Below are 18,896 nucleotides of genomic sequence, written 5' to 3'. Positions count from 1 at the left end.
TATAGAGTGAATTATATCAACAGTTCCTCCCCGGAAATCTTAATGAAATCTTAAAAGATATCATCCCCCCGTTCCCAGAAAAACAAATCCCCGAAAAATCGTGCTATGATCAAGCTAACTCAAATTTCTGGACGGTGGCGACTATACAATGGAACAAATACTCGTAGTGGATGACGATCCGCAAATCCGCGAAGTGATCCGCACTCATATCGAACAAGCCGGCATGCGTGCAATTGAAGCTGAATCAGGACGACAAGCGATTGAGCGGCTGGAATCCGAGCAGGTGGACGTTATCATACTTGATCTCATGATGGATGACCGCGACGGATTCGAGGTGCTGCGCTACTTGCACAATCGCGGATTAGACACCTTGACGATCGTGGTAAGCGCAAGAAGGCAGGAACAGGACAAGATCGACACACTTGGACTTGGAGCAGACGATTACATGACGAAACCGTTTAGTCCAATGGAATTAATCGCCCGCATCCGGGCCGTATTGCGCAGACGATACCCGGCAGCCAGCCGATCCTCTACGCTCATTCGATTGAGCCCTATGGTTCTGGATGTCGATAACTATACCCTGCTCATCAAAGACGAGAAGGTTTCCTTAACGATGGTAGAGTGCGGTATGATGCAGTTCTTCATGCAAAATCCCGACCGTGTCATGACAAAGCTCGAAATCTATCAACAGGTCTGGTTGCACGAACGATATGACGACAACAACTTAAGCGTATATATCAGTCGGTTGCGCAAACAGTTGGAACGGGCCGAATCCTCCTGGGAAATACAAACGGTTCGCGGCGTAGGTTACCGGTTGACGGGGGCAGGAATATGAAGCTGCGCACTAAGCTATGGCTGCTGCTTGTCGTGAGTACCGCAATGAGTATGGTTCTGTTCGGCTACAGTTCGGTCTGGATCGGGAAAGCCGCGAATAAGGGCTACACGCTGTTCCAACTGAATCCGCTGGCGCAATCTATCGTGGATTCGATCGAGGAACAACCTGAGTTCGGAGAGGATGCGCTGAAACGAACTTTGGATAACGCGCATGTGGAGCATCCCGCTATTCGATGGTTGTGGCTAAACGATCAAGGACAGTCTCTCTACGATACGTCGGGGCTCAATCCGAACTTATCCTTCAAAGACTTGGCCATGCTGATGCAGCAAATGCCCCAGAGATTTTTGACGGATGACGATGTTCATATTCTTACTCCGGCAGCGAGAGACGGGCAGTCGTACTTCTTGCTCCTCAGCATTCCGGCTTCCGAGATGAAGCAAGGCGAAGTGTATTTTATGGTCCGTACGTATAAATCGTTGTTAACGCTCGTCGTTCCGATTATTCTCTCGTTTTCGCTGCCTTTTTTACTGGCTATATGGTTGTTTTCTTCTATTAATAAAAGAATCCGCAAACTCAATCATGCCCTGAATCAATTGAACATCCAGAGCGATTCCCCTCATGTCGAACTGGTCGATAGATCCAAAGACGAGTTGGGCCAGCTTACGCAGCACTATAATTCCATGGCGCTTCGGATCCGCTCCCAATTCGCGGAAATTCAGCAGTTCGAGAACAAGCGCAAGCTCCTGCTGTCCAATCTGTCGCACGATCTGCGCACGCCTCTGACGACGATGCTCGGCTGCGCCGAAATGATACGCACCGGCAATTACAAGGATCAACAAGAGCTGCAAGGCAGAGCCAAAATCATTCTTCAACGCTGCAGGTATATGGACAAGCTGCTGGATCAGATGCTGGACATCTCCCGTCAGGATTCGGACGATCTGACCATTCGATTAGCGGATCATAATCTATCGGAAGTCGTTCGTAAAATCGCTGTTGAATATATCATGATCCTCGACGGCGATCAGATTCAGTTCGATGTCGAGATGCCTGACGAGGATATTCAGATTGCTGTCGACGCTCCTCTGATCGAGCGGGCGCTGCGCAATCTCCTCGATAATGCGGTCCGTTACGGCAACGAAGGACGCTATCTCGGCATCCAGTTAACGGCGGACGAACAAGCCGTGAATTTGATCGTGAAAGATAAGGGCAAAGGGATTCCTCCAGAGCATCATGCGCGGATCTTCGAACGCTTCTACCGTGTGGACGGGGGAAGAAAAGGAGAAGGGTTAGGGATCGGATTGGCCATTGTCAAAGATATCGTCGAGGCTCACCAGGGAAGGATAGAGATGAGCAGTATCCCAGGCGTGGAAACGACGTTTCGGATCACGCTGCCGCGGACATGACGATATGCAGACGCAAACTAAAGGAGTTGCCCCAATGCTGGGCAACTCCTTGTCGGTTTACCGGAAAAACCGGGGCAAATACGGCTTGTTCTGCTCCAGCATTTCGTCCAGCAGCACCTTGGCGACTTTGACGGACGGAACGAGAGGATGGGAGGCCATCGCTTGAAGCGCGATTTCCCGGTCGCCGGTGATCGCGGCCTGGATCGTCAATCTCTCGTACGACTTGACTGCGTGGATCAATCCTTTGGCCTGCTCCGGCACCTTCGTAACGGGAAGCGCGATCGGGCCTTTGCCGGTTACGACGCAGTTGACTTCAATGGCCGCATCCTCCGGCAAGAAGTCCAGCGTCTTGCCGTTGGTCACGTTCAGCGTCTGAATGTCCCGTCTGTCGTTGTACAGGGAGACCATCAGGTTAACCGCGGCCTCCGAGTAATACGCTCCGCCGCGCTGCTCCAGCTGCTTCGGCTTCTCTTCCAGGTTCGGATCCTTGTACAGCTCGAACAGCTCGTCTTCGACCCGCTTTACGACTTCCGCGCGCGTTCCTTTCGCCTTCAGCGATTCGAGCTGCTCCTCCAGCATGACGTCGGTCAAGTAGAAATATTTCAAATAGTACGAAGGGAAACCGCCGAGGCCGCGAAGGAAGTCGAGATCCCACTCCGTCGCGGGCACGTTCTTGCCGGAATACTCCTCGCGCTTGTCGAGCAGTTCCGTCAGCTTGTCTTCGCCATTGACTTCAATACGCGTCACCCAGTGCAAGTGGTTGAGGCCGACGAATTCGGTATACAGATGATCCGGCGTCGTTTCGTACTTCTTGCTCAGCCATTTGTGCAGTCCGATCGGCGCGTTGCAGAGCCCGATGCTCTTCACCTTGGAGTGACGAGAGATCGCCTCGGTGACCATGCCGGCCGGATTCGTGAAGTTCAGCAGCCAGGCGTTCGGGGCCAGCTCCTCGATGTCCTTGCAGATGTCGAGCAGCACCGGGATCGTACGGAGCGCCTTCATCATGCCTCCCGGGCCGGTCGTCTCCTGCCCGATCACGCCGTACTTGTTCGGGATGTGTTCATCCCACTTCCTCGCTTCGAGCAGCCCTACGCGCATCTGCGTCGAGACGAAATCGGCGCCTTCGATCGCCTGCCGGCGGTTCAGCGTCAGATGAACTTCCATCGGCAGCCCGGACTTGGCTACCATTCTCTTCGCCAGCTCGCCGACGATCTCCAGCTTATGGCGGCCCTCCTCGATATCGACCAGCCACAGCTCGCGGATAGGCAGCTGCTCGTAGTTTTTAATGAAGCCTTCCACAATCTCCGGCGTGTAGGAAGAGCCCCCGCCGATAACCGCGATCTTTAAGCCTTGTTTGTTCGCCATGTCGTTTCCTCTCCTTGTTGGATAGTCGCGATGCTTGATCTATTTAAGCGAGGCTGAATTCCGCCACCCCGCGCAAACTTTCGTAAATGGCCGGAGGCAGCTCGGCGCCCGTCGCCTCCACGGCCAGCCATACCGCCCCGACGACCGGTTCGACCTCCAGCGTGACGACGCGCGCGGCGGGCGCGATATCCCCGACGGCTTCGCGGATATATCGGTGCACGAAATCTCCTTCGCCGCGAGTCACGATGCTGCCCGCAAGAACGACGTCGAACGTCAGGCTCTCCATCACCAGACGCCGGATAACCGCCTTGGCCGACTTGCCGAGCTCGATTCCTTGTCTGCGCAAAATGTCCGCAGCTACCTCGTCCCCTTCCTTAGCCGCCGTAAACAGCAGCTTGGCGAGGCGAAGCGGAGGCACCTTGTTATGGTCCAAATAATCGTCGAACATCTGCTGAACGCTGCCGTAACCGAGGTCTTCGAGCACCAGCCGCGTCAGCAGCGTCGGACGCTCGCGGCCATCCCAGGCGCGAATGACGGAGCGGAACGCCTCTACGCACAGCGTGCCCCCTCCTCCGAAGTCGCCGTACAGATAGGTAAAGCCCCCGCATTGGAAAAACTGTCCCTCCGGACTGACCCCCGCGCTGTTGGAGCCCGTGCCGCAGATCAGCACGACGCCGTAAGGACGGTCCGTTCCTGCCCGAAGCGCGATCATCGTATCGCAATTGATTTCGTGCCGCGGAAACCCGAGCTCTGCGATCATCGGCCGCAAAATCCGATAATCGATTTCCCTGTCCGCGCCCGCCAAGCCGAAGTAGGCGAACTCGATCTGCTCCCGGGTCAACCCGGCCTGAGCCAGCGCCGCCTCGACCGATTCGCGGATGTTGGCCTTCGCCGCCTCGTAATCGATCTGATGATTGCCGTTGCCGCTGCTTCCTTTTCCAACGATATTGCCTTGTTCATCGACGATCAGCGTGTAGGTCTTGCTCCCTCCGCCGTCGACTCCCAAATAATATTTCATTGCCCTCTCTCCCCCCAGCCTTATTTTTTCCTAGCCGTAGATTCCCTCACGATGAGCGTCGGCTCGATCGTCACCGTCGTCTGGCGCTTCGCGGGATCGTTCATCGCCTCCAGCAGCAGCTCCACTCCGGCCGCGCCGATTTTGTCCGCCGGTTGACGAACCGTCGTCAGCTTCGGCCGGAACTCCGACGCGAACTTCTGATCGTCGAACCCGACGATGGACAACTGTTCCGGAATACGGACTCCGCGATTCAGGCAGGCGTCGATGACGCCCAGCGCGATATAGTCGTCGGCGGCGAACAAAGCCGACGGAAGCTCGCCCGCATCGATCCATCGCGTCGCGATCTCGTATCCCGACGACATGCTGAACGTCCCCCGCTCGATGCAGCGAGGCTTGAGTCCCGCCTCCTCCAGCGCCGTCAGAAACCCGCGCTCGCGCTCGCGGCTGCTCAGGAACGGATCGGGCCCCGCGATATGGGCAATGTCGGTGTGCCCCAGCTCGATCAAATGCTTTCCGACCTCGTACCCGCCCTTGAAGTTGTCTACGATTACCGAGGATACGGAGGGATGGCTTTTCGAATTGTCTACGAGAACGAGCGGTATTTTCTTATTCTTGAGCTCCATAATAAATTCGTCTTCATCCGTAGGAGACAGCAAAATGACGCCGTCCACCCGGTCTTCTTGAAACAAGGAGCGCCGGAACGCGTCCTCGAAGCTTCGCGCAATCGAGAGCGCCAGCAGATAACCGTGCTCGCCCAGCCGCTCGTTCGTCTCCTTCACGACCGCATCGAGGAAAGAATCGTCCAGCGTAGTCAACGTCAATCCGATGATTCCCGTCTTGCCGCGAGCCAGACTGCGAGCCGCAGCGTTCGGCTGGTAGTTGAGCTCCTTCATCGCTTTCAGCACTTTTTCCTTGTTCTTCTGCCGTACCGAGCTCGAGTTGTTAAGCACACGCGACACGGTTACGACCGACAATCCCGATTTCTTGGCGACATCGAAAATGCTGATCTTCATAAATTCGATTCTCCTGTGCGATGAAAAATGACCTGCGGATGTTTCGTTTCGATAAGTTAATGCGCTTTAACTAAAAATTAAAGCGATTAAACTTTTGTCTTTATTATAGGTCACCGGGACGAAAAATGACAAGCGGATTTTCCGTCGCGTTCCTCCTTCGTTTGTTGTCGTTTGCATTCGTTTCTTCTACAATGAAAACAAACGCATGGGAGGGAAAGCGATGTTCGCTTCGCATAGAAGAGATAAAATTCTGGAGCTGCTGCAGCAGGACAAGCAGGTGCTCGTCAAAGATCTGGCGCGCATGTTCAACGTCTCGGAGGGAACGCTGCGGATCGATCTGCGGATTTTGGAGGACGAGGGGCTGCTGGAGCGTACTCACGGAGGAGCGATTCCGCTGAAGCAGCAAGCTTTCGCGAGAGATTCGCGGGACCCTTCCCGCAGCCAGCTCAACTTCGAAGAGAAGCAGGCCATTGGCAGCAAAGCGGCCGAGCTCGTAAGCGACGGCCAATGCATCATTCTGGATGCCAGCTCGACCGTGCTGGAGCTGGCCAAGAGCCTGACCGGCCACAACTATTTGACGGTTGTGACGAACGGTCTGGAGACGGCGATGACGCTGAACCAGAACCCGCGCAACAACGTCATTCTCGTCGGAGGCGTGCTGCGCGTCGGCTCCAAGACGGTGGAGGGCGTGCTGGGGAAAGATATTCTGAGCGGCATTCACGCCGACCTGTTCTTCACTTCGGCCGAGGGCTTCAGCATCCAGGAGGGCATGACGGACTTCAGCCTGTACGAAGCCGAGCTCAAGAAGCTGATGGCCGGCAACGCCCGTCAGACGATCGCGCTGGTCGATCACACCAAGCTCGGGAGAAGATCGATTGCCTCCTCGGTTGCTTTCGAAGAAATCCATGCGCTCATTACGGACAGGAAGGCTGACTCCGCCTTCCTGAAGCAATGCCAACGCAAGGAAGTGCTCATAGCCGATTGAAATCGCCATTAAACGAACGTTCATATACAAGCGAATGCGAACGCCGATAAATGCACTCAATCGTTGACATTCGCAAGCAAACGACAGGACAATAAGAAGGAGAGAATTCGCGATTTAGGGGGACACCGCAGCATGACGTTGGACGCAATCGACGGATTGATTATCGACCTGGACGGCACCATCTACCTCGGCTCGCAAGCGATTGAAGGCGCCCAGGAAACAATGGCCCGCATTCGCGCCGCCGGCAAAAAAGTCGTATTCCTGAGCAACCGCGGCAACTACTCCCGCAGAATGTGCCAGGAGAAGCTGGAGGCGATGGGCATTCCGGCAGCGGCGGAGGAGATTATTCTGACCTCCACCGTCACCGCCTCTTATTTGCTCGAGAACGAGCCGGACAGCAAAGCTTGGCTGTTCGGAGACGAAGGACTTCACGAAGAATTGAAGAGCCACGGCGTCAAGCTCGCCTCCAAGCCCGAGGAGGCCGATTGGCTCGTCATTACGCTGCACGAGTCGCTTACCTACGCGGAGCTGAACTCCGCTTTCCGGGCGGCTCGCAACGGCGCCAAGCTGATCGTCACCAACGAGGACAAGACGTTCCCGGGAGACGGAGGCGAGTGCATAGACGTCGGCGCCACCATCGCCGCGATCGTCCATACGACGGGTGCGGAGGTGTCCGTCGTCGTCGGCAAGCCTTCGGCTTATATGGCCAATGCGGCTCTTCGTTCGTTGGGACTGCCCCCGGAACGCTGTCTCGTCATCGGGGACAGCCTTCATTCCGACGTCGCGCTGGGCAAGCGAGCCGGCATCCGCACGGCGCTCGTGCTCAGCGGATCGACGACGCGCGAACGCGCGGAAACCGCGGAGGAGCGCCCTGATTTCATCTGGAACTCGATCTCGGACATTCAGCCGTTGCTTCAATCGGGAGAGGGGGCTTAACTATGACATTTAACGGACCGGTAAAAATTGAGGCAGGAGCGCTCGGAGAAGTCGCCCCTTATCTGAAAGAGCAAGGCTATCGGCATGTGGCCATCGCGGCCGACGAAATTACGTATAAAGTGGCGGGAGAACGGCTGGAGCAGGAGATCGGGCGTACAGGAATCCGGGTTCGGACGACCAGGATCGAACCCGATCGCCAAGGCGACGTGATCGCAGACGAAGCCTCCATCGTTCAGTTGATTCTGAGTCTGCGTCAGGAAGCGGCGGAAGCCGTTGTCGCCGTCGGCTCGGGAACGCTGCACGATATCGCGCGCTTCTCGGCTTACGCCGTCGGCATCCCGTTCATCTCGGTGCCGACCGCCCCTTCCGTCGACGGCTTCAATTCCGTCGGAGCTCCGCTCATTCTGCGCGGCGAGAAGAAGACGATCGGCGCGATCGGTCCTTCCGCCATATTCGCGGACCTGGACATTCTGACGCAAGCCCCCGACGCGATGATCGCCGCAGGCTTCGGAGACATGCTGGGCAAATACACGTCGTTGTTCGATTGGACGTTCGGCAGCCTCGCGGGCGGCGAGCCATTCTCGCGCGAGGTGTACGAGCGGACCGAACGCGCGCTTCTGTCGTGCATTGCGCATAGCGAGGAGATCGGACGCCGCACGCCGCAAGGCGTCGAGACGCTGATGCGGGCGCTCGTCGAATCCGGCTTCGCCATGCTGCAATTCGGTCAGTCCCATCCGGCTTCCGGAGCGGAGCACCATCTGTCCCATTACTGGGAGATGGAGCTGCTGCGGCTCGGACGCAAGCAGGTGCTGCACGGCGCCAAGGTCGGCATCGCTTGCGCGATCGTCTCGGACCTGTATCACAAGCTTGCGGAGGAAAAACCCGCTTTGTTCCCGGAGGAGCATCGGGCGGCGCTGACGAGAGCCATCTCCCGCATCCCTGGCGGCGAGGAGATCCGCAGATTGCTTAAGCTGGCCGGCGGGCCGACCGCTCCGGAGGAGCTCGGCATCAGCCAGGAGCTGCTGGAGCGAAGCTCGCGCGAAGCCCACCGTATTCGCCCCAACCGCCACACCCTGCTGAAAACGTACAACGAATCGCATTAGTGAAAACGCAAAACAGGCTGTCCCAAAAGCAGAGTTGCTTGAGATGATCGATAGACAAAGAAGGGTATGTACCTCCTGGAGACTGCCTCCTACGCTCCTGAAACCACCTTATCACGGGTTTACCCATTCAGGTTTCAGGAGCGTATAGCATCGGAAGGAGGTACATACCCCTCGCACCTGTATCGTCGATCATCTTTTAAAGCAACTTAAAGCGCTTATAGGACAGCCTCTTTGTCGGAGACGATTCAGATAAGGATAGCGAATATATCAGCCTGCTTGCAGACGACGGATTCTCTCCTCGAGATCCGGGTGCGTCGAGAACAATGCGCTTCTCTTCTTGCCGCTGATCTGAAGCGTGGAGAACGCGTTTTGCTCGCTGCCCCGCATGCGGTCCTGGTAGGTTTTCAGCCCGCGCAGCGCATGGATCATCTTGTCGCGGCCCGCCAGGTGGGCGCCGCCCGCGTCCGCATGGAATTCGCGGTATCTGGAGTAAGCCAGCACGACGAGGCTGCCGAGAATAGAGAAGGCGATCTGGAACACGATGACGGCGATAAAATGAACGATTCCGGCCAGCTCTTCCTTCACGAGACGGGATACGGCCCAAGCGGCGATGCGCGACAGAAAGACGACGAACGTGTTGACGACCCCTTGGAGCAGCGTCATCGTCACCATATCTCCGTTGGCGACGTGCGCGACTTCGTGGGCGATGATCGCTTCCACCGCGTCCTCGTCCAGCTCGTTCAGCAGTCCGGTCGATACGGCGACGAGCGAACGTTTCTTGGACGGGCCGGTCGCGAACGCGTTCACTTCCTGGGATTCGTAGATGCCGACTTCCGGCATATGCGTCAAGCCCGCTGCGCGGGACAGCCGATGTACCGTATCGACGATTTGGCGCTCGGCGTAGCTCAGGTTGGCCTCCGGCTTGAGCACCTGGACTTTCATCATCATCTTGGCCATCCAGCGGGACATCGCGAGCGAGATGAACGCTCCGGTGAAGCCGACAATGGCGCTGAACACGAGCAGCGCGCTGAAGTCTATACCGCCCGACTCATTCAAATACGAGCCGACTCCGAAGACAGACAGGATGATGCCGATCGTCACCATCACGAGCAAGTTGGTTAGAATAAACAGCAGAATGCGTTTCATGAGTTCCTCCTTGATCTCCATTCAACACATATGGAATGAGATTTTATTAATCTTTATGTACGAATGAACCTCTTATTACGTTTCACCGTTGTCCCCGAAAATTCCTGCCAGCCTTCAGTCAAGCAAAGCCGGATGAATAGGCAAGCTCTGCACAATCTCGTTCATGCTGAACGCGGCGCAGGTGACTATCTTGGAACGGACGATCTCATCTTCTGCGTATACTTCGGCCAATTCATACCGCTCTCCGTCCAGCACGTACTGCTCCAAAGTAAAACCAACAAGATCAATGATCCAATACTCCGACACGCCGTATTTGGCATACGCGATTCGTTTCTGCACCTTGTCCCGTCTGCGCGAATGCTTGGAGGTAATCTCGACGACCAGATCGGGAGCGCCGTTAATGCCTCGTTCCCCAATAATGTCCATTCTGCTGCGATGTATCATGATGAGGTCCGGCTGCCGGACTTCCGTAGCGGACAAAATGACATCGATTGGCGAGGAATAGATAATGTATTCGTTGCGGCAGCTGGCATTAAGCGAAAAGAGCAATTCCTGACTGACCGACTGATGCGTAGGCGTCGGAGCCGGACTCATCAGCTCCAGCACGCCGTCGGAAATCTCGTAACGGTTGCCGTCGTCGACCATCTCGGCGTACATCTCATAAGTAACGGGCGATTCCTTGATTAGTTCCTCGTACGTTCTCTTTTTCATGCTTATGCCGTCTCCTTCCCCTTCAAAATGAAATCCCCCCGACTCAGGAAGTCTGAATTTAGTCTGTCTTGTCCGGACGCGCAGGCACGGGCAGACCCTGCACAAGCTCATTCATGCTGAACGCGGCGCAGGTGACTATCTTGGAACGGATTGTCTCGTCTTCCGCGTATACTTCGGCCAACTCATACCGCTCTCCATCCAGCACATATTGCTCCAATGTAAAATTGGAGAGATCGATGATCCAATATTCAGGCACGCCATATTTGGCATATGCGATTCGTTTCTGCACCTTGTCCCGTCTGCGCGAATGCTTGGAGGTAATCTCGACGACCAGATCGGGAGCGCCGTTAATGCCTCTTTCCTCAATAATATCCATTCTGCTGCGGTGAATCAGAACGAGATCCGGCTGCCGGACTTCCGTAGCGGACAAAATGACATCGATTGGCGAGGAATAGATAATGTATTCATTGCGGCAACTGACATTAAACTTATACTGCAGCTCATTAACAAATGACTGATGCGTCGTTGTCGGGGCCGGGCTCATCAGCTCCAGCACGCCGTCGGAAATCTCGTAACGGTTGCCGTCGTCGACCATCTCGGCGTACATCTCATAAGTAACGGGAGACTCCTTGATTAACTCCTCGTACGTCTTCTTTTTCATGCTTGTCCCAGCTCCCTTCGCTCAACAGAAATAGCACCTCAGCAAAGAAACACGTCTGTGTTTATCTTTGTGAGGTGCTTCCTCGACATTATGTCTTTCATTATGCCCATGTTTGGGCAAACTGTCAATTTCCTGCAATAACGAAACCCTCGGCCGCCAAGTACTCTTCGGCTTCTTCGCGAGTTTCGAACGCCATCTCCAGGTTCAAGCCGGCGAACAGGTACCACGTGTCGTCCTCGAACTGCAGAGACAGCTCGTTGCCGTCTCCGTCGCGCCACTTCTCTTCATTCGTCCGTGCGCCTCCGTCCTGTACCGTTCCCGCAGCCGACTTGCCGCCCGCAGAAGCTCCGCCAAGCGAGCGGATGGCCTGCCCAACGAGCTGACGAAGCTGCTCGGCTTCGTAGTCGCGAACGTTCACGAGGCCTTTTCCGTCCGTCTCCGCTCCTTCCACTCCGGCTGCGTAGACGTATCCGTTGCCGTTCGGATGGAAGTGGTAGCCGACGTTTTTCTTGTCGCTCAAGCTGCCGTCATAATGAAAGTTTACTCTCCCCAGGGAGACGTCTCTGCGTTCCAGTTCGGGGAACGACTGCATAATCGCGAGCTTTTCTTCGAAACTCAACATCCTTTAACTCCCTTTCTTATTCGCGCTCATAGTCCTATCTATCTTCGGCGCACCTCAGCAAAATTAGCCTTGCCTGCGTCACGCCGCCGTACTCTCCGGCTACACCCCGGCGCGATCGCGGGAAAGCGTCGGCTTCTCCGCGTCGTCCCGAGTGAACCGCCGCTCGATCTTTTTGCTGATCCACAGGGACAGCCCCAAGAACAATACGACATAGATCAGCTCGATCGGACGTTCGACGAACCGCATGAAGTCGTGGCCGATGATCGACACCGACATGACCATGATCGCCTTGCCGAACAGAATCGCGATGAAGAACGAGCGAAGCCTCATCTGCGCGATCGCGGCGGCGATGTTGATGACGACGAACGGCCCGACCGGAAAAATGCTGAGCAGAAACACGTAGCTGAACGCATTGCGGCGAATCCAGACGAGGCTCTTCTCCACCTTCGGCTTGCGCGCGAAGCGCACGAAGTAAGGATGCCCCGCCGCCTTGCGGACGACGAGGAACGTGACGAGACAGCCGCCGACGATCCCGATCCAGGAATACAGAAAGCCGAGCCACAAGCCGTAGACGGCCGCGTTCACTCCGACGATCAGCAGCGTCGGCAGGGGCGGGACGAAGGATTTCATGAACGTAAGCGCTATACCTGGCAAAGGTCCGAACTCGCGGTACCGTTCCAATACGTGGGTCAAATTCTCCTCGGTCAGGTTGGAGAGAATATCCGATACGAGACTCATCCGGAGCCAACACCTTTTCCGCTTCGCAGTAATGTGCCTATTATACCACTTGTCCGCTCCCAATACTTCCCGGTACTTCCCCGCAAATCCGACAATACACGCAACTTCGCGCTTCCCTTTTTCAGCTCCCCCAGTCGTCCCCGGATCTTGCCAAGTCAAGTCATCCCCTGGCTTCGCCAAGTCATTCGAGCCGAATCCCCTTCATAGGCTAATGGGAAAAGGAGCGATGCCAATGGGCTTGAACGCCATCCCGATCGGTCAGGACAGGGTGCTCTGCCTGACCGGTCACGGCAGCAGACTGCTGCTCCCCGCGAACGATCTCAGCCTGACGCCCGAGCTCGTATTCTCCGGGGGAATGGAATTTCCGCTCACGCACTACTTCCTTAATCACGTCCGTCCCGGCCATCGGGTGATCGATATCGGGGCCAACATCGGCTATTTCTCGGTGCTGCTCGGCAGGCTGATCGGCCCGGAAGGCAAGCTGTGGGCTTACGAGCCGTATCCGGAGCTGCGCGGATTCCTGTTCGATAACCTGTCGATCAACTACGTTCACGACCGGACCGTCGTGCTGGCCAAAGCCGCCTATTCCTCCGAAACCCGGCTGACGCTGAACGCTTCGCTGCGCTACATGGGCAACAGCTCGATTCGCGAGCCTACCGAGGAATACCGCCGCCACTATGCGGACGAATTCAAGCAGATCGTCGTCGACGCGGAAGCTCTGGACAGCAGGGTCGACGAATTCGGGACGATCGACTTCGCCAAGATGGATATCGAAGGCGGCGAATACCATGCGCTTAGAGGCATGGAGCGCCTTCTCCCCGACAAGGTCCGCCACCTCGTCTTCGAGTTGAACCGCTCCATGCTCGCCGACGATTGGGAACCGTTCTGCGATCTGCTGCGTCGATACAGCCGCGACTACAGCAAGCGCTTCTCCCTGCTGTCGTCCGACGGCTTTCCCTTACCCGTCGAACTCGAAGATCTGCTCGCCATGACAGGCTATCCGTACGTATTGATGCACGATTAACAAAACTGCCCGATCCGTTCGCGCGTCTCAAGCGCGAATGGATCGGGCAGTTGCTCACCCTTTGATCGAGCCCAGAAGCGCGCCTTTGGCAAAATGCTTCTGCAGGAACGGATACACGAGCAGAATCGGCAGCGTCGCCACGACAATGACGGCCATCTTCACCGTCTGATCCGGCGGAGGCACGGCCCCATCCAGGCTGGAGCTGTATTCGATTCCGCTGGCCAGCACGACGATCTGCCGCAGCAGCACCTGAATCGGCCACTTGGCGCTGCTGTCCAGATACAGAATGGCGTTCAGATAAGTGTTCCAATACGTCACGGCATAGAACAGGGAGATCGTCGCCAGCGCCGGCATCGACAGAGGCAGCACGATTCGGAACAAAATGCCGAAGTCGCTGCAGCCGTCGATCTTCGCCGATTCTTCCAGCCCGTCGGGAATGTTCTGGAAGAAGTTTTTCAGAATGATCAGGTTAAAGGCGTTGACGGCGATCGGCAGCACGAGCGCCGCGTACGAATCGATCAAGCCCAGTTCCTTCACGACCAGGAAGGTCGGAATCAGCCCCCCGTTGAACAGCATCGTGAACACGACGGCGAACATGATCGGCTTTCTCCCGTCGAGATCCCGGCGCGACAGTCCGTAAGCCATCATCGAGGAGATCAGTATGCTGAGCAGCGTGCCGAGCAGCGTCACTCCCGCCGACACGGCCATAGCCCGGAAAATCGTGTTCGTGGAAAAAATAAATTGGTAAGCCTCCGCGCTCCACACCTTCGGAATCAGGACGAACTTGCTGGCGGCCAGCTCCGCGTTCGTCGTGAACGAGCCAGCGATGACGTGCACGAAAGGCAGAAACGACGCCAGCGCGATCGCTGCCAGCAGCGTATAGTTAAACGCCGAGAAAATCCGGCCGCTTATCGTCCGATCCTCAATCATGGTTCATTCCCCCGATGCATTAGTAGACGCCGTCTTCCCCCATTTTGCGCGCCAGCCGGTTGGCCAGCATGACGAGAAGAAGCCCGATGAACGACTTGAAAAATCCGATGGCCGCGCTGTAGCTGAACTGCTGCTGGCGCAGGCCCGCCGTATAGACGTAAGTATCGATAATTTCCGCCACTCTGCGGTTCATCGAATTGAGCAGCAGATAGACGTGCTCGAAGCCGAGCTCCAGAACGTCCCCGATTTTCAGAATGAGCAGCACGACGATGACGCCGCGAATCGCGGGCAGCGTAATGTGCCAGATTTGCCGGAAACGGGCCGCTCCGTCCATTCGGGCCGCCTCGTACTGCTCGACGTCGACCGATGCGATCGCCGCCATGTAGATGATCGTGCCCCAGCCCGCCTCTCTCCAGATCACCTGCAAAATGTACATCGGCCGGAACCACTCCGGACTAAGCAGGAAGTTCACCTTCTGAAAGCCGAAATAAGCGATCAGCTCGTTCACGATGCCGCCGTCCATTGTCAGCATTACGTAGCTGATCGAAGCGATGATCACCCACGACATGAAGTGGGGAATATAAATCAGCGTCTGCACCGTCCGCTTGAACACCGACACGCGGACCTCGTTGAGCAGCAGAGCGAGAATAATCGGAACCGGGAAAAAGAACAGCAGGTTCATGCCGAACAAAATCAGCGTATTGCCCAAAATTTGCAGGAAATCCGGCTCCGTGAACAAGCGCTCGAAATGCTTGAACCCCACCCACGGGCTGTCCGCGATCCCTTTGTACGGCTTGAAATCCTGAAAAGAGATGACCAGCCCGTACATCGGAGCGTACTTGAAAATCAAAAAATAAAGCAGTCCCGGCAAAATCATGACGTACAGCCATTTGTTCCGCCTGAGCCTTCGCCACAGCTCGCCGCGCCTCCCCGCCTTCATAGGGAGGCTATGCTCCATCGCTCCCGCCGTCGTCTCCGCATGCCGCATATACGCGTCTTCCTTTCCTGAATGTTCGGAAGCGGCCGCCCCGAGTCAAGACGCCCCGGAACCCCTGTCCAAGGGAAGTCCTCCGGGACGGCCGCCTGCGGCGCTTATTTCGCTCTGGCCGCGTTGAACTCCTCGATGATTTTGCTGCCGCCTCGCTTGGCCCAGTCGTCGACCATCGCCTGGAAGCCGGCATTGTCGATGTTTCCGTACATATACTTGTACGTCGCATCTTTGATCAGCTCCTGAAGCTGGAGGCCCTCCGACGTGTACGTCGGAGAATCGAGCGCCGCGGTCGGGTCGTGGATGGCGATCTTCTCGTTCTCGACGATCAGCTCCTCGGCATGAATCCGCGCCTCAAGCGTATGGTAAGCCTCAAGCTGGCCATTCGTCTCCGGCTCTCCGATCAGGCTGTCCTTGAAGCCTTTGACCTCGCGCTCGATCCGCTCCTTGTCGTCCAGCTCCTTGGCTTTGCCGTCGACCTTCTCGTAGTGGACGCCTTCGACTCCCCAGAACATCGTTGTCGCGACCTCGGACGTCATCAGCTTGTCGAAGAACGCCAGCACCTTCTTCAGCTCCGCCTCGTCTTTAATGGCCGATTTGGGGAACAGCACAACGTTGTTGTAGCCGGGAATCGACCACGTCGTCGCCTGTCCGCTCGGGCCTTTGATCAGGGCATGCGTATCCACGACTGCATCTGGCACGTTTTTGACCAGATCCTTCTGCAGCGAATTGACGTCCTGCATGCTTCCGATGTAGATGCCGGCCTTGCCGCTCGTGAACAGGTTCGTCTGGTCGGTCTTGCTCGTCGCCGCGAAATCCTGGTTCATGTATCCGCCGTCGCGCAGCTTTTTCATGAAATCCATCGTCGCCTCGTACTCCGGAAACATGAATTCGGGCAGCAGCTTGCCGTCCTTCTCTCCCCAGTTGTTGGGTGTCGCGAACCACGAGGCGATCGTCTTGAACGCGCCGTAGATCAGGTCGTTGCGGTCCGCCAGACCGATCGTGTCCGGCTTGCCGTTGCCGTCCGGATCATCCTCCGTGAACCGCTTCGCCATCTCGAACAGCTCGTCTACCGTCTCGGGCGCCTTCAGGCCGAGCTTATCCGCCCAGTCCTTGCGGTAGATCATGCCCTGCCGAGCCAGCGGTCTTCCTACATACAGAGAGTACAGCTTGCCGTCCACCTTCGTATTGTCGAGGATCGCCGGCTTCAGCTTGCTCAAATTCGCGAACTCGCCCAGATACGGACCGATCTCCCAAAATTGGCCTTCCCGGATCGCATCTTTCATAATGAGAAAGGTAGCCTGATTTTTCAGATACGTCACCTGAGGCAGCGAGCCCGTCGCGAACGAAGCGTTCAGCTTCTCTTCATACGTATCCGCGGGGAAAAACTGATAGGTCAGCTCCGTGTTCGTCAGCCGCTCGATCTCTTTCTCGACCGTGTCCGGCGGCGTCTCCGCGATATTCAGGGGAAGCATGATCGTAATCTTCGCCGCTTCCTCCTTCTCCGGCGCCGCCGAAGCCGTCTCCGATGGGGCGGTCCCCGCCGAAGCGCCGGTCTCCGGCCCGGCCGTCTCCTTCCCCCCGTCTCCCGAACAAGCCGCCAGCGCCGGCACGCTCGCCAGCGCCAGACCGAGCGCGAACGCCGCTCTGCTTTTTCTCATCGCGTCATGACCTCCGATTGGAAAATGTCGTTGCAGCCTTAATGTAAAAGCCGGAGCCGATTACGTATATAATCATCCTCTCGGAACGGGCGCTCTCTCGCTGCCAAACGTTGCAAGGATTATTCCCACGCCTGCGGACACTTCGAAGTCGGCGCAAAAAAACGCGAGGCGATCTACCCCGCGTCTCCGCCGCCGAAATAATCCAGCGTATACTCCCGTATGATGTCCCTCCCTCCGGCGTTTTTCCAGCGCTCCACTTCCCGCTTGAAGCCTTCCTCGTCCAGATGTCCCAACATATAATTGTACGTCGCGTCCGAGACGATCTTGTACAGCTCGCCGCCCTTCTCGTCGTAGGTGTCGGATTTCAGCCCGACGGTCGGGTCCTTCACGACGAACTTCTCGTTGTCCTCGCTGAGCCTCTCCGCCAGCGCGGTCAGCTCGTCCTGCTCGCCCACCTTCATAATGTTGGGGTTGCTCAGATCGGCGACCATCAGCGTGTAGATGACGCTCACCTCGTTGTTTCTCATCTCCTGGCTTTCCTTCGGCAGGCGGACCTTGTTCCCTTCCACCTCATAATGCCGGCCTTCGAAGCCGTACTTCATCAGATTCGCCACGTCCCCCTCCATCGACCGGTCGAAAAAACGCAGCGCTTCAAGCAGCTCCTCCTCGGACTTGATCGCCTTCTTCGAGAACAGGTACAGCCCGTTAAAATTCGGAATCGACCAGATCCGGAAGCCGTACGGCCCTTCGATCCGGTTGACGATCGCGAAGCGCGCCTCGGGGTTGGCCCGGACGGCCGCGTCCGCCAGGCGCTGCGCGTCCAGCATGCTGCCGATATACATACCGGCCTGGCCGCGGATAAACAGATTCCGCTGCACCTCCTTGCTGGTCACGGCGAAATCCTGATTGATCAGCTTCTCCTCATACAGCTTGCGCATGAAATTCATCGTCGCCATATACTCCGGGGTTTCGAATTCCGGAACGAGCGCCTTTCCCTGCACCGCCCAGCCGTTGGGCGTTCCGAAGTAGGAGCCGATCGTCTTGAATACGCCGAAGATCAGATCGTTGCGGTCGGCGACGCCGATCGTGTCGTCGAGACCGTTGCCGTCGGGGTCGTCGTACGTGAACGCCTGCATCGTCTCGTACAGCTCGTCGATCGTCGACGGGGCCTTCCGTCCCAATCTCTCCAGCCAATCCTGCCGCAAAATGACTCCCTGGCGCGAGGACAGCCGCTCCGTATACAGGCCGTAAATTTTGCCGTCGAGCGACGACTGCTCCAGAATGTCCGGATTCAGCCGCCGAAGGTTCGGGAAGCGGTCCAAATACGGGCCGATCTCCCAGAACGCGCCCGACCGCACGGCGTTTTTGACGAAGGTGTAATCCGTATACTTGACGAACGTCGCTTTCTTCAGCGAATTGGTCATCAGCGACGTATTCATCTTGTCCGTATAGATGCCGTCGGGAACCCACTCGATGTCGAGCTTCGTCTCCGTCAGCCGCTCGATCTCTCCGATAATCGACAAATCGGGCGCATGCGGAAAATGAAGAGGCGCCATGATGCTAATCGCGGAATCTTCTCCGGTCGCCTTGCCCGTGTCGGCCTCTTGTCCGCAAGAGACAAGCAGCATCCCCGCCATAAGGAAAGGCGCGGCCCGGCTCATCCCCCTCCGGAAGCGGTTATCCTCGATCGTTTTCACCGTAATCCCCTCCGCGCCAGTCGAATCTGGCCTGATGATTATGGAAGCTTCAGATGATTA

18 protein-coding genes are annotated in these 18,896 nt (G+C 56.7%); 6 read left to right on the top strand and 12 right to left on the bottom strand.

Annotated elements, in window-relative coordinates:
- The first annotated feature begins 148 nt into the window (after nucleotides 1–148).
- Nucleotides 149–835: a response regulator transcription factor gene (locus tag B0G52_RS16740; RefSeq protein ID WP_094046316.1), complete on the top strand. Its 687-nt coding sequence runs from the start codon at nucleotides 149–151 to the stop codon at nucleotides 833–835.
- The gene (locus B0G52_RS16735; RefSeq protein ID WP_094046314.1) at nucleotides 832–2,238 is read left to right on the top strand and encodes a sensor histidine kinase; all 1,407 of its coding nucleotides are present in this window, start codon (nucleotides 832–834) and stop codon (nucleotides 2,236–2,238) included. Before B0G52_RS16740 ends, B0G52_RS16735 begins: the two co-directional genes overlap by 4 nt.
- A gap of 57 nt (nucleotides 2,239–2,295) precedes the next feature.
- Here the strand turns inward: B0G52_RS16735 and B0G52_RS16730 are convergent, their stop codons facing one another.
- The 3 genes from B0G52_RS16730 to B0G52_RS16720 are packed head-to-tail and all read right to left on the bottom strand — an operon-like array spanning nucleotide 2,296 to nucleotide 5,634.
- The gene (locus B0G52_RS16730; RefSeq protein WP_094046312.1) at nucleotides 2,296–3,603 is read right to left on the bottom strand and encodes a 6-phospho-beta-glucosidase; all 1,308 of its coding nucleotides are present in this window, start codon (nucleotides 3,601–3,603) and stop codon (nucleotides 2,296–2,298) included.
- Between the two features lie 43 nt (nucleotides 3,604–3,646).
- A complete protein-coding gene (locus tag B0G52_RS16725; RefSeq protein WP_094046310.1) occupies nucleotides 3,647–4,621 on the bottom strand; it encodes an N-acetylglucosamine kinase in 975 nt (324 codons plus the stop codon).
- Nucleotides 4,622–4,641: 20 nt separating this feature from the next.
- Nucleotides 4,642–5,634, bottom strand: a complete 993-nt coding sequence (locus B0G52_RS16720) for a LacI family DNA-binding transcriptional regulator (RefSeq protein WP_094046308.1) — start codon at nucleotides 5,632–5,634, stop codon at nucleotides 4,642–4,644.
- 220 nt (nucleotides 5,635–5,854) lie between these two features.
- Between B0G52_RS16720 and B0G52_RS16715 the strand changes: the two genes are divergently transcribed.
- The 3 genes from B0G52_RS16715 (at nucleotide 5,855) to B0G52_RS16705 (ending at nucleotide 8,658) form a co-directional block, all read left to right on the top strand.
- Nucleotides 5,855–6,619: a DeoR/GlpR family DNA-binding transcription regulator gene (locus B0G52_RS16715; protein WP_094046306.1), complete on the top strand. Its 765-nt coding sequence runs from the start codon at nucleotides 5,855–5,857 to the stop codon at nucleotides 6,617–6,619.
- A gap of 132 nt (nucleotides 6,620–6,751) precedes the next feature.
- Complete coding sequence (locus tag B0G52_RS16710) at nucleotides 6,752–7,555, top strand: HAD-IIA family hydrolase (RefSeq protein WP_094046304.1); 804 nt, start codon at nucleotides 6,752–6,754, stop codon at nucleotides 7,553–7,555.
- Nucleotides 7,556–7,557: 2 nt separating this feature from the next.
- Entirely contained in the window at nucleotides 7,558–8,658 is a 1,101-nt protein-coding gene (locus B0G52_RS16705) for a sn-glycerol-1-phosphate dehydrogenase (protein WP_094046302.1), read from the top strand.
- Between the two features lie 267 nt (nucleotides 8,659–8,925).
- Here the strand turns inward: B0G52_RS16705 and htpX are convergent, their stop codons facing one another.
- From htpX to B0G52_RS16680, 5 genes are all read right to left on the bottom strand, one after another.
- A complete protein-coding gene (gene htpX, locus B0G52_RS16700) occupies nucleotides 8,926–9,825 on the bottom strand; it encodes a protease HtpX (RefSeq protein WP_094046300.1) in 900 nt (299 codons plus the stop codon).
- A 93-nt stretch (nucleotides 9,826–9,918) separates the two neighbouring features.
- A complete protein-coding gene (locus B0G52_RS16695; RefSeq protein WP_094046298.1) occupies nucleotides 9,919–10,515 on the bottom strand; it encodes a Uma2 family endonuclease in 597 nt (198 codons plus the stop codon).
- 58 nt (nucleotides 10,516–10,573) lie between these two features.
- Entirely contained in the window at nucleotides 10,574–11,176 is a 603-nt protein-coding gene (locus B0G52_RS16690; RefSeq protein ID WP_094046296.1) for a Uma2 family endonuclease, read from the bottom strand.
- A 124-nt stretch (nucleotides 11,177–11,300) separates the two neighbouring features.
- Nucleotides 11,301–11,798, bottom strand: coding sequence for a hypothetical protein (locus tag B0G52_RS16685; RefSeq protein ID WP_094046294.1), 498 nt, complete (start codon nucleotides 11,796–11,798; stop codon nucleotides 11,301–11,303).
- Between the two features lie 99 nt (nucleotides 11,799–11,897).
- Complete coding sequence (locus B0G52_RS16680) at nucleotides 11,898–12,536, bottom strand: TVP38/TMEM64 family protein (RefSeq protein ID WP_094046292.1); 639 nt, start codon at nucleotides 12,534–12,536, stop codon at nucleotides 11,898–11,900.
- A gap of 232 nt (nucleotides 12,537–12,768) precedes the next feature.
- Here B0G52_RS16680 and B0G52_RS16675 point away from each other — a divergent pair, with 232 nt between their 5' ends.
- Nucleotides 12,769–13,560, top strand: a complete 792-nt coding sequence (locus B0G52_RS16675; protein ID WP_158223738.1) for an FkbM family methyltransferase — start codon at nucleotides 12,769–12,771, stop codon at nucleotides 13,558–13,560.
- 54 nt (nucleotides 13,561–13,614) lie between these two features.
- On the opposite strand, the gene B0G52_RS16670 is transcribed toward B0G52_RS16675, so the two are convergent.
- From B0G52_RS16670 to B0G52_RS16655, 4 genes are all read right to left on the bottom strand, one after another.
- Nucleotides 13,615–14,490 carry a carbohydrate ABC transporter permease gene (locus tag B0G52_RS16670; RefSeq protein ID WP_094046290.1) on the bottom strand — a complete coding sequence of 292 codons (876 nt, stop codon included), beginning with the start codon at nucleotides 14,488–14,490 and terminating at the stop codon, nucleotides 13,615–13,617.
- A 19-nt stretch (nucleotides 14,491–14,509) separates the two neighbouring features.
- Nucleotides 14,510–15,430: an ABC transporter permease gene (locus B0G52_RS16665; protein ID WP_369827075.1), complete on the bottom strand. Its 921-nt coding sequence runs from the start codon at nucleotides 15,428–15,430 to the stop codon at nucleotides 14,510–14,512.
- A 152-nt stretch (nucleotides 15,431–15,582) separates the two neighbouring features.
- Nucleotides 15,583–17,139, bottom strand: a complete 1,557-nt coding sequence (locus B0G52_RS16660) for an extracellular solute-binding protein (RefSeq protein WP_094046286.1) — start codon at nucleotides 17,137–17,139, stop codon at nucleotides 15,583–15,585.
- Nucleotides 17,140–17,312: 173 nt separating this feature from the next.
- Nucleotides 17,313–18,836, bottom strand: a complete 1,524-nt coding sequence (locus B0G52_RS16655; protein WP_233162740.1) for an extracellular solute-binding protein — start codon at nucleotides 18,834–18,836, stop codon at nucleotides 17,313–17,315.
- Nucleotides 18,837–18,896: the final 60 nt, after the last annotated feature.

Origin of the sequence: Cohnella sp. SGD-V74 (genome assembly GCF_003001675.1) — a bacterium.
Taxonomy (GTDB): domain Bacteria; phylum Bacillota; class Bacilli; order Paenibacillales; family Paenibacillaceae; genus Cohnella.
Note: the sequence above shows the minus strand (reverse complement) of the source record. Positions and strands in the feature narration are given on the sequence as shown.